Origin of the sequence: uncultured Christiangramia sp. (assembly GCF_913046405.1) — a bacterium.
Classification (GTDB): domain Bacteria; phylum Bacteroidota; class Bacteroidia; order Flavobacteriales; family Flavobacteriaceae; genus Christiangramia; species Christiangramia marina.
This window is the reverse complement of the sequence record NZ_CAJWRQ010000089.1, coordinates 1-11,868: the sequence shown is the minus strand read 5'-3', so window position 1 is coordinate 11,868 and position 11,868 is coordinate 1. Positions and strand designations below refer to the sequence as shown.

6 protein-coding genes and 1 pseudogene are annotated in these 11,868 nt (G+C 39.3%); 3 read left to right on the top strand and 4 right to left on the bottom strand.

Annotation, left to right across the window (positions count from 1 at the left end; all coding sequences use genetic code 11):
• Positions 1-31: 31 nt before the first annotated feature.
• The 3 genes from QZ620_RS11230 to QZ620_RS11220 all read left to right on the top strand — a co-directional run bounded on the left by QZ620_RS11230 (position 32) and on the right by QZ620_RS11220 (position 7,467).
• Positions 32-1,609, top strand: coding sequence for a HAMP domain-containing sensor histidine kinase (locus tag QZ620_RS11230; RefSeq protein ID WP_295181648.1), 1,578 nt, complete (start codon positions 32-34; stop codon positions 1,607-1,609).
• A 3-nt stretch (positions 1,610-1,612) separates the two neighbouring features.
• The gene (locus QZ620_RS11225; protein ID WP_026914972.1) at positions 1,613-2,335 is read left to right on the top strand and encodes a response regulator transcription factor; all 723 of its coding nucleotides are present in this window, start codon (positions 1,613-1,615) and stop codon (positions 2,333-2,335) included.
• 368 nt (positions 2,336-2,703) lie between these two features.
• The gene (locus QZ620_RS11220; protein ID WP_295181646.1) at positions 2,704-7,467 is read left to right on the top strand and encodes an HYR domain-containing protein; all 4,764 of its coding nucleotides are present in this window, start codon (positions 2,704-2,706) and stop codon (positions 7,465-7,467) included.
• Here the strand turns inward: QZ620_RS11220 and miaA are convergent.
• From miaA to QZ620_RS11200, 4 genes and pseudogenes are all read right to left on the bottom strand, one after another.
• Positions 7,457-8,365 (bottom strand): tRNA (adenosine(37)-N6)-dimethylallyltransferase MiaA, encoded by a 909-nt coding sequence (miaA, locus tag QZ620_RS11215; protein ID WP_295181645.1) that lies wholly within the window; start codon positions 8,363-8,365, stop codon positions 7,457-7,459. The two genes, QZ620_RS11220 and miaA, sit on opposite strands and share 11 nt — an antisense overlap.
• Positions 8,358-9,182 carry an ion transporter gene (locus QZ620_RS11210; protein ID WP_295181643.1) on the bottom strand — a complete coding sequence of 275 codons (825 nt, stop codon included), beginning with the start codon at positions 9,180-9,182 and terminating at the stop codon, positions 8,358-8,360. The genes miaA and QZ620_RS11210 overlap by 8 nt, the downstream gene beginning before the upstream one ends.
• Positions 9,183-9,206: 24 nt before the next feature.
• Positions 9,207-11,186 (bottom strand): DUF3857 domain-containing protein, encoded by a 1,980-nt coding sequence (locus QZ620_RS11205; RefSeq protein ID WP_295181642.1) that lies wholly within the window; start codon positions 11,184-11,186, stop codon positions 9,207-9,209.
• A pseudogene (locus QZ620_RS11200) lies at positions 11,179-11,868 on the bottom strand (exonuclease); the annotation flags it as partial. The pseudogene QZ620_RS11200 and the gene QZ620_RS11205, both read right to left, overlap by 8 nt.

Below are 11,868 nucleotides of genomic sequence, written 5' to 3'. Positions count from 1 at the left end.
CTCTAAATGTTAAAATATTACTTTTGACCGCATGAATAAGAAGCTTTTTGTCCTTCTCGTAGCGCTGATGAGCTTGTCTTTAATAGGCATCATATTCGTTCAGGGATATTGGATTAAGAGTACGATCGATGACAGAGAAGAACAATTCTCCTATAACGCGAAACAGGCACTAATAAAGGTTTCCGAAGAAATTCAGAATTCCGAATTTGAGCGTTATTACTTTCAGTTTAAGAATCCGGATAGTATTAATAGTACCTTAAGTGACCGTACGCTTACTGAATATTTCTACACAAACAAAGATGAAAACAGGAACGAAACTTATTTTAATTCTGAAACCATTTTAGAAGAAGATTATAAGGTTTCCTCAGGTTTTTTACAGTTTGCTGAAGATAGTATCAAGTTTACCAAAATGATCAATAAAAAGGTGACAGATATTGTTCAGGAGAATAATCTCGAAGGTGGGAATTTGAGTGCAAGGCAGAGAATTGAACATATCGAGAGGCTTTCCAGAATGGAAGAGGTAGAGAAGGATATTCTTCGATCTGCGATTTCAGAACTGGTAGTTAGAATTCCTATTCATAACAGAGTTTCAGAAGACAAAATCAGGGAATTACTGGAAGAGCAGCTTGCAGAGAGAAATTTAAAGACCGCATTTGAATTTGGGATCTTTAATAATTCCATAGCTACTACGGTACATTCAGAGAATTTCAGTCTGGATCACCCGGCAACTTATGCAGTTCCACTTTTTGTTGATTCTGCAGGAAGAAGCGGTTATCAGCTTTTGGTGAATCTTACAAACAGGAAAGAAGCAGTGCTTTCATCGGTAATTTTGATGGCCTGTTTGTCTATCATCTTTACACTAATCATTGTGATCGCGTATTCAAGTGCGTTATCCCAGTTGATCAAGCAAAGGCAGATTTCCCAGATCAAGACCGACTTTATCAATAACATGACGCATGAGTTCAAAACTCCAATTGCGACCATCAACCTCGCGCTGGATGCGATCAAAAATCCGAAAGTGATTGAAGATCGTTCCAAAGTGAACAGGTATTTGCAGATGATCAGGGATGAGAATAAAAGAATGCACGCCCAGGTGGAAAATGTTCTACGAATTTCAAAACTGGAAAAGAATGAACTGGATCTTAAAAAAGAAAGACACCAGTTGCACGACATTATTCTGGATGCGATCACGCATGTGGAATTGATTATTGAAGACCGTGGTGGTTATGTACAAACCCATTTTGGGGCTTTGCGTTCATCTGTACTGGCAAACCAAGATCATTTTACAAATGTGGTGGTGAATATACTTGACAATGCCATAAAATATTCTGACGATGCACCGAAAATTGACATTTATACCACCAACGTTAAGAACTATATCTATTGTGAAATAAGAGACCAGGGAATTGGAATGACCAAACTGGTTCAAAAGAAAATATTTGAAAAATTTTATCGCGAACATACCGGTGATATTCATAATGTAAAAGGTCACGGACTTGGTTTGGCATACGCCAGACAGATCATAGACGATCATCATGGACAGATCACAGTGAACAGCGAAAAAGGGAAGGGAAGTACCTTCATCATTAAATTACCACTAATATCATAAAATATGGAAACTGAAAACAAAAAAATTCTATTAGTAGAGGATGATCCAAATTTTGGAACAGTCCTTAAAGATTACCTGGCGATGAACGATTACGAGGTGACGCACGCGAAAAATGGAATGGAAGGATTCGAGAAATTCAAAAAGGATGATTTCGATCTTTGTATTCTTGATGTGATGATGCCTTACAAAGATGGTTTCACGCTGGCCAAGGAAATTCGTGAAAAGAACGAAGAAGTGCCAATCATTTTTCTAACGGCTAAAGCCATGAAAGAGGATGTATTAAAGGGTTACAAGGTTGGAGCAGATGATTACCTGAACAAACCTTTTGATTCTGAAGTTCTTCTAATGAAAATCAAGGCGATCATGCAGCGTAAAGCTACAGATAGCGTGGCAGATTCTAAGCAATTCGAATTTGAAATTGGTGGTTTCCACCTGAATTCAAAACTTAGATTTCTGACTTTTAGAGATGAAGAGCCACAAAAGCTGTCTCCAAAAGAAAACGAATTATTAAGACTACTTGCTTTGCATGAAAATGATCTGATGCCTAGAGAGTTAGCCTTAACTAAGATTTGGAGAGACGATAACTACTTTACTTCAAGAAGTATGGATGTGTATATCGCCAAATTGAGAAAATATCTTAAGAAAGATGAGAACGTGGAAATTCTGAATATCCACGGTGAAGGTTTTAGACTTGTGATCAAGAACAAGGAAGAGACCGAAGCATAAAAAAATCATTCAGTTTCCGAGAGGTGCTGCATCATAACACTCGTTATGATGCGGTATCATTTCTCGTAAACTACAATTTGAGGCTATTATTTAGCTGCACCTATCATCAAATTTTATCTGCTGCCGCATTCTTAACATGAAAATAAGAGCGGTTTTCTTACAATACGTATCTTTACGGCATTCCATAAAATGCCCCGGGATTGATACATGCAGCAGAAATATTCAACTTTCCTACCGCTTTTCTACGAAAAGTCTGCATTAGCTTATTCTTAATTTTATTTTTCAATGTCAATAGTTTTGGGCAGGATCCGGAGGATCAAGTACCATCGTACAATTGGCTCGATAAAATTGACCTTGTCAATCAGACTTTGACCAGTTTGGATACTGATGAAATTCCTATTAGCATTGATGTATCACCAGATAACTTTCTTTACGTTTTAACCTTTGGAAATGGAATTCAGAAAAGAAATTCTGACGGTACAATCGTTAAATCTAATTTTATAGGCGGACTTAGTAGCCCGTTGGACTTTGTTATTGATAATTCAGGTTTTTTTTATGTGGCAGACTATTCCGAAGATAGTTCATGTGCGGAGAATGGTAAAATAAAAATTTTCAGGCCTGATGGTAATCTGGACAGAATTATATACACTGGACTTTATCGACCACTCGGAATCGACATAGATCGTGATGGTAATCTATATGTTGCTGAGTATAATCCTCCTGGCAATGGTTGTGAAGGTGATGAACTTAGCCGAGTAAGCGTCTATAATCAAAACGGGATTCGAATTGCACAGAATAGAAATGTCGAACGACCATATAGAATTGCCGTTAGTGCAGAAAAGAAGGTTTATCTGAGTCAGGAAGGTGGAGGTGATCCCGCAGTTCTGACATTAGATAGCAGTTTGGATATAACTGGTTCACTCGTAAATGTGCAATCACCCGGAAGTATTAATATTGATTCATTTGGTTATATTCATGTGGTTGAGTATGCGGGGAGAATTGATTTCAGTCGTTTCATAAACTTCGAAAATTTAAGGTTTGGAGAAATTCAGGATATTGCCGAAGAAATAGATGACGGGATAGATGATAATTCTTATTCCATCAGAATTTATGATCAGGCTGAAAATTTTGAGAGAAATATTACAGAGAAAATTGAGTTTCCAGTAGATCTCGCTTTTGGCAATTGTGAGCGGTTATATGTAGACAATGCGTATGCTGATGGTAGAAATACAATTTTTGGATACATACCACAAGAATTTGAATTCGATCTTGAAATATACCAAAGAACTCCAGGTTTCGATGATAATATTCCAATAATTACATGTTCTGAAAATTTAGTGTTGGAAATTGCTGAGGGAGAAAATAAGGTTGAGGTTACTTATTCCATACCAATTGCTACAGATCAAAACACTGTAGAAATAGAACTTATTGCTGGGCCGGAATCGGGTGATTTTAGGGCTGCAGGTATTTATAATGTCGTTTACGAAGCTACAGATCTTTGCGGCAATAAAGCTAGATGTACTTTTAAGGTCACTGTAAATGCACCAGACGTACAGGATACACCACCAGAATTCGACAATTGCTCAACGACGACTATTACAAAAAATAATGATCCCGGAGAATGTGGTGCCATAGTAAGATTTGATACTCCAACGGCTTCCGATGAAAATGGAAATGTTGAGGTCACTAGGATAGATACAAATACAGATTTGGTTTCCGGAAGTTTATTCCCCGTTGGAAATACAACGATAACCTTCCAGGCAGATGATGGAACAAACGATCCGGTTACCTGCAGTTTTGATATTATAGTTCAGGATACTGAAGCTCCTGTGTTAACCTGTGAGCAAACCAGAACAGTGGAGGCGGAACCAGGCGAAACTTCAGCAGTGGTCAATTTTATATTACCACCCGCACGTGATGGTTGTGATGGAATATTACCGACTCGTATTTCTGACGGCAGTATGGCATCAGGATCCAGGTTCCCAATTGGAACTACCAATATTGTGTTTGAAGCTACCGATCAAGCTAATAATACTGGGTATTGTACACTTCAGATTAGGGTATTGGCTCCCAAATCACCACCAGAATTTGACAATTGCTCAACAACGACTATTACAAAAAGCAATGATCCCGGAGAATGTGGCGCCGAAGTTAGATTTGATACTCCAACGGCTACTGACGAAAGTGGAAATGTTGAGGTCACAAGAATAGATGCAAATACAGACTTGGTTTCCGGAAGTTTATTTCCCGTTGGAACCACAACGATTATTTTTCAGGCAACTGATGGAACAAACGATCCCGTTACCTGCAGTTTTGATATCGTAGTTCAGGATACTGAAGCTCCAATATTAACTTGCGTACCGGACATAACTGCTCAGGCGTCACCTGGGAATGATTCAAAATCAATAAATTTCTCGCTTCCTACAGCCCGTGATAATTGTGATGGCGTTTTACAATCCTGGGTTTCCGAGGGAAGTCTGGTTTCTGGGAGTAATTTTCCAATTGGTTCTACTGATGTAATTTTTGAGGCAACTGATTCCAACGGTAATATGGGTTACTGTACTTTGAATGTCAATATTCTTCCTCCTAATTACGCACCTTCAATAGCATGTCCTGCTGATATATCTGTTCCCAATGACAGCGGAATTTGTGGCACCCTGGTAGAATTTGCTGATCCAACTGTGACCGATACTGAAGATGATGATCTTACAATTACCCGGACAGATGATTCAGGTTTAAATTCAGGCGATATATTTCCGGTAGGAACTACCACAATCGTTTACCAGGTTTCCGACGGAATTAATCCGCCAGTCTCCTGTGACTTCACGATCACAGTAGAAAATACGGAGCAGCCCCAGTTCTCCTCATGTCCGGAAAATATGACGGAGTTATTAAGTGTTTCAGAATCTGGTAAGATTATATTTTTTGATCTACCGCAATTTGCGGATAACTGTTCAGAAGCAGAATTGTTTCAAACTGCAGGTCCTTCATCTGGTGAGTTTTTTGAGCTTGGTGAAACTGAAGTCCGATTTGAGTTGCGGGTGAAGAATACGGTGGTAGATCAGTGCTCCTTTTCAGTTAATTTATTCCGCCAGACAGCAACCTTTCAATGCATCGAAGCGATCACGATAAATCTTGGAGAAGATGCTCAGAATTCTTCAGTCACAGAAATACCAACCTCAGAATTTATTCTTTCAGATAGCTCTAATCTTGATTTTGAACTAAATGTTCAGCAGTTCACCTGCGAGGATATTGGAACTGTTGATCTGTCTATTCGAGCTACAGATAGGGAGACGGGAGAAAATTTTTCATGTACTGTAGAAGTAACCGTCAAGGATGTTGGCGCACCACTTATTATATGTCCGGCAGATATTCAGCAACGGGAAATACCTGCAGGAGGTGATTTCGTATTACCTCAGGTAACCGATCGCTTTACTGTTACCGATAATTGTGACGCTTTTGAAGATCTGGAAATCGTTCAGAATCCACAGGCGGGTACTGCATATTCAGAAGCAGGGGATTATATAGTGATAATCACGGCTACCGATTCTGCTGGAAATACTGAAGAGTGCCAGGTAACTTACAGATTGACCCTGGATGAAGAGTCCGAAGAATTTGCGCTCAATTGTCCGCAGAATGAAAGTGTTCTTAGAGCCGATGATAACTGTGAATATATAGTACCTGATTTTTCAAATACTATCATTTTCTCACCTGCTAATGCGAATTTCTCCCAATCTATACCAGCAGGAACGAGAATAGAACGGTCAACTAATATTGAAATTACCGCAAGTTTTGACGGAGAATCAGACTCCTGTACTTTCGAGCTCGTTTTAAAAGACAATACATCACCCGTGCTTAGTTGTCCTGATGATCGAATGATAGTAGTTGCAGAGGGTGAAAGTGTTGAAATCCCAGACTTTCGAGGGGAATTGGAGGTAAGTGACAATTGCGGATTGGCAGAGATCATTCAGGATCCGGCACCTGGGACGCTAATTTCAGAAGATACCGAGGTGAGTTTTATAGCCTTCGATACCTCTAACACTAACAATGCTTCAGACTGTAGTTTTATGCTGACCTTAGTTGTCGATACAGAAGGAAACGATATTCCTATTGCGAATGAAGATTTCTATTCCACACCCGTCAATACAACCTTGAATATTTCTGTGGAAGATGGAGTTCTGGCCAATGATATGGATGCAGATGGTGATGAACTAACCGCCACGCTTGTTGAAAATGTTACCAATGGAACTCTTGAGTTCGAATCTGATGGGTCTTTTGTCTATACTCCAAATGACGGATTCATTGGCGATGACTTTTTTAAGTACTATGTTTTTGATGGTTTTACTGAAGTTGAAACGACGGTTACCATTAGTGTAGTGCCGGTAAATACTGGAGGATTTCAGTGCGTGGAGGCTTATGTTCTCGAACTGGATGAAAATGGTACAGCACAGCTCCAGATTACTGATTTGTACACTGGTGACGCTTCAGAAATCACTTTCAGCCTTGATAAGGAGTTTTTCGACTGTGATGACCTTGGAACTAATCAGGTTACTCTAAGCTATACAGGAGTTGAAAATGGTTCCTGTGAGATAAGTATCGAAGTGGTTGACCAAATCAAACCCGAAATTGAAGTACAGAACATTGGAGTCGATCTTGATCTTTCAGGGAATGCAACTATTGCTCCGCAGGATGTGATCGTGAGTTTTAGTGATAACTGTGACAACGATCTAAGCTACGAATTAAGCCGAAGTACTTTTAGCTGCAAGGATCTAGGATGGAACGAGATCAACGTGATTGCAACCGATGCCAGCGGAAACTCCACTACAACTTCTGTAGAAGTACAGGTTTTTGCTGAAAGCGGAATTTGTAATGGTACTGGTGAAGGTTCAGAATATATCTTTATTTATCCCAATCCAAACCAAGGTAGTTTTAAAGTAGCAACCCCTGCCGATGTCACTATTTCCAGGATTGAAGTATTCGATCACCGTGGAAGATTTATCACCGGGAAAGATTTTGCTCCAAACGTTGGGGAATACGCAATTAGTACCGGGCCATTGCAGGAAGCGGTGTACGTGGTCAAAATGATTACCAACGAGGGTGAAAAAACTAAGCGATTTATTATTAAGAATTGATCTTTTCCTGCAGGTGTGCGGCAATCAATTCAAAATTTGTAGTGCGATCAAACCAGGTAATAGTTTCATCTTTTCTAAACCAGGTTAATTGTCTTTTGGCAAACCTTCGCGTATTTTTCTTGATCTCAGCAATAGCAGTTTCCATATCCCATTGCTCATCAAAGTAGGCAAACAGCTCTTTGTAGCCAACCGTATTCAACGCATTGTATTTTCTGGAAGGATATAATTGTTGGGCTTCTTCTAATAGTCCGTTTTCGATCATTAGATCTACCCTTCGGTTGATGCGGTCATATATTTCTCCCCTTTCCGCAGTAAGACCTATAGAAACTGTTTCGAAATTCCTGACATTTTTTTTCTTTTTCAGAAATGATGAAAATGCCTTTCCGGTTCCTATGCATATTTCTAAAGCACGAATAAGGCGATGTGGATTTTGAACATCGGCTAACGCGTAATATTCCGGATCCATTTGCCGTAATTTTTGCTGAAGTGATTGCAAACCGTGTTGTGACAGTTCTTCATTCAGTTCCAAACGAATATTGCTATCTATTTCGGGAAAATGATCGAGACCTTCCACCACAGCTTTGGTATAGAGTCCGCTGCCGCCTACCATCACCATGACATCGTGTTCTTCGAAAAGTTCATCCAGTTTTGCCAGGGCTTCTTTTTCGAAATCCCCAACATTGTAATCTTCTGTAATTGATTTGTGCTGAATAAAATGGTGATTAGCTGCCGCGAGCTCTTCCGGTTCGGGAACTGCCGTTCCAATCGCCATTTCTTTAAAAAATTGCCGGGAATCTGCCGATAGAATTTCAGTTTTGTAAAGATTCGCAACTTGAATTGAGAGCGCAGTTTTTCCTATGGCAGTTGGACCAACAATATTGATAAGTTTCTTAGTCATTCAATTCGTATCCACAACGATGGCAGTATTCAGCATTGTCCAGATGCTTTGTTTCATTGCAATTTGGGCAAGCCTGTGTATTTTTTGGAGCATCAGTTGCCTTGCTATATTCTGCACTTACGATACCTGTAGGAACGGCGATAATTCCGTAACCCGTGATCATAATCAGTGAAGCGATCAATCTTCCCACTGGCGTGACCGGAGCAATATCACCAAAACCAACCGTAGTTAAAGTTACAATACACCAGTAAATTGAAAGAGGGATATTATTAAATCCGCCATTCTCACCTTCCACAAGGTGCATTAAAGTTCCGGCGATGATACAAATGATTAGTACTGCGAATAAAAAAACAAGAATTTTAGCTTTGGAATTTTTCAGCGCAGAGATCAGTTTTTGAGACTCTCCAACATAACGTGTAATTTTTAGCACCCTGAAAACCCTTAGTAATCGTAATGCTCTAATGGCGAATAATAGATTGGCGCCTCCAAACAGGAACCCGATATAACTGGGTAAAGTAGAGAGCAGGTCCACCATTCCGAAGAAACTAAAAATATATCGCTTCGGTTTATTGATCGTAATGATTCTTAAGACATACTCGATAGTAAAAATCACCGTGATCACCCATTCAGCAATATAGAATTCGGTTGCATATTTAGCCAGCATCCATGAGACGCTTTCCATCATTACTAAAGCGACGCTAATAAGAATAACCAGCAAAATAGCCACATCGAAGGTTTTACCAGCCGGAGTATCGGCTTCGTAAATTACCTCATGCAGTTTGCGTTTCCAATCTGGAAGTGTCTCTTTATTACTCAAAATCTAAGATTCATAGGTTCTAATTTAACTATTTTCCTCGAGTACAATGAGCGACTGACTTTGAACTGTCAGTAATTCATTAAAGAATTTTTTGAGTCCGTCGTAGTATTCTTGCGTATAGAGCGTTTGAGAAAGCGTCATACGGCATTGAACCATCACTACATTTTCTGAAAAACTAACGGCATTAAAGATCAAAGCTCCTCCGTTCCCCGGTAACCTGATGGCCTTTTGCTCCGGAAGTTCTTTTACTGAATAGCCTTCGGGAATATGAATTTCTGCGGAATAGCTAAACGCATTTTTATATCCGAAGTCGATAGGATAGGTACGCTCATCCAGGTTAAAAGGATTCTTTTCGAAAAACTGAAAGCTGAAGGGGTTCAGATAGATAAGATCATTGATTTTCTGACTCACATTTTCAAGCGTATATTGGATCTGGAGTCCGTTTTCAACGTCATCAAGGTTTTCTACCGCGATATTAGTAGATCTTGTGAATTGCTGTGCTTTAGAAAGTTCCTGGAATATCTTGTCTTTACCGTTTTCCTTGATCTTATTTCTGAAGTTCACTGCATGGTATCCGTTTAGATGCTGATTAGATGTTCCTGAAGCCGTCCCATCCTTGTGCACTTTTAAAGAATCTCTAAATGCGTAATTGCTGAAGTCGTTTGGTTCGATCGCCATCCAGTCACTGGAACCATCCAGGTTTATTTTACGCGCATAAGTATTCAGAGCGCGAAATGGAAGTCGGCCAAAATCCAGCTGCTCATCAGTCACATCAAGATTGTATTTCTTTCCATCCAGATTTAGCTGAATGAAGAAATAATTATATTCTGAAATCGCAGGATGAACCCTTGGAGCGAAACCGTTTCTTCGGGTAGAAGCCAGGACAGGAGACACATTAAATTCTTCGGAAGCATAGACATTATGCAACAGGCTATTGATCGCAAGAACGCTTCCAGATTTACTGTCTACGATATCCTTGATGTTCATATCACCATGGATATCATATTCGCCATTCCATTTATAATTTTCCTGAATAAAATAGTAGATTTTTTTTGCCTTTTCCAAGGTATTTGGAAGACTGCTAATTGCATCAGGAAGTACATCTTCTACGGCATTGTCTTTTTTCCATTGTTTTCCCCAATTGCTGGAAGTTCTAATCTCTTTATCTGCATCATCCCAGGTTAGGGTGTATTTACGTTCAAAACCATCGGTTCTGGTAACCTGCTTCAATTCGTACTCGATTTTGGCAATATAATTGTCTTCGCTGGTCATGTAGTCTTCCTCGATAAATGCAGGAATATCTTTCATCACATACAAAGTCTCTACGCAACCTGCCATGGAAGAAGTAATACCGAAACTTATACAATGTTCGATCAATTTATCTTCATGTTTATGTAGCTTCCTTCCTCCGGTAAGCGTGGTGTGATATTCGTAATTTCCCGGGATCTTCGACGTGAATTGTGAATGCATCTTCGGAATATCATCCTGAAATTCCCATGTTCTGAAATCGAAAGTAAAAGGAGAAACGATCTTATATGAAAACTGAATGACATTTCCCGGTTCTACATCTGGAAACGCAAAGGAAAATTCGTTGTAGAACTTGTGCTCGCTTTCGAAAGTAGCCGATGTTTCTACTTTTTTCTTAACGATACGACCGTCAACTAATTTGAAGGTATGGGCTTTAAGATCTTTCAATTCCATAACCTTGTCGCTATCTCTGTTCTTACCTAATGGCACTTTAATAGTAGCATAATCAATTCCCTGCTTATCCAGGATCTTAATCTTCGCCTTATAATCTGTCACCACCTCGTAATCTTCGTCTGGATCAAATTCAGTAAAACCTGACTCGTAGATATAAACAGCATGGGCAGTGGTATCCAGCGTGTAATTAGTTGCTAATAGGTCTTCTCTTGATACATCAAATTCTTCAGTAGAATAGTTAGAATTCTGTGCAGGAACAAAGCTGATACATAATAAAAATACCAGCGTAAAAAATTTACTCATGAATGGATAATTGGATGATTTTAAATTGATGCTTTTTTCTTAAAAAGCTTTGGATAATATGTTCAGCATCACGGTTATTATTCATGGGTGTAATAATGGACCTGATGATGTCCAGATTGTTGATCTGGTGATTTAAATTGAAATAACCTACGCCTTTAAATTCGCCATCCTCGATCAATAAAGCGCTCTTTTCATCTACTTCTCTTCCACGACCAACCAAGAGCATATTCTTATTTTCATAAGAATAGCGATCAATAAGTTCACGCACTCGTTCATTATAGGTTTCCGGTTGTTCCTCTTCCACGCAGGCACCGTGGCAACTCTTGATAGTATAGGCAAAGCAATTTCCTTTGCCCCCGTGTAATCCAGATAATCTTTCGCATAATTCATATTCCTCAACCCATTTGGTTAAAGAATTTTTCGCAGAACGCAAAGAACTGAAGGTGGTGATGCGATCCCTGGAACTTACTGCCTTGCCAATCTTTAAATTAATATAACCCTTTTCGTCTACTGAATGATATAATGCATGGCTGAAAATATCTCTTTTTAGAGCCCGGTTATATTTAGGTTTGATCTGTTTTATTTCCTGGTTCTCTTTTAATAGCGCAATGAGCTCATTGCCGGTAAGTTCAAAGGATACTGAAGCTACCTTTTTCTGCATTTCCCGCGACTTTGGATTGTC

What these genes read in the sequence shown, in the direction of transcription:
- QZ620_RS11230 (WP_295181648.1), top strand. Translation starts at nt 32, where the DNA reads ATGAATAAGAAGCTTTTTGTCCTTCTCGTAGCGCTGATGAGCTTGTCT.
- QZ620_RS11205 (WP_295181642.1), bottom strand. Translation starts at nt 11,186, where the DNA reads ATGAGTAAATTTTTTACGCTGGTATTTTTATTATGTATCAGCTTTGTT.
- QZ620_RS11225 (WP_026914972.1), top strand. Translation starts at nt 1,613, where the DNA reads ATGGAAACTGAAAACAAAAAAATTCTATTAGTAGAGGATGATCCAAAT.
- miaA (WP_295181645.1), bottom strand. Translation starts at nt 8,365, where the DNA reads ATGACTAAGAAACTTATCAATATTGTTGGTCCAACTGCCATAGGAAAA.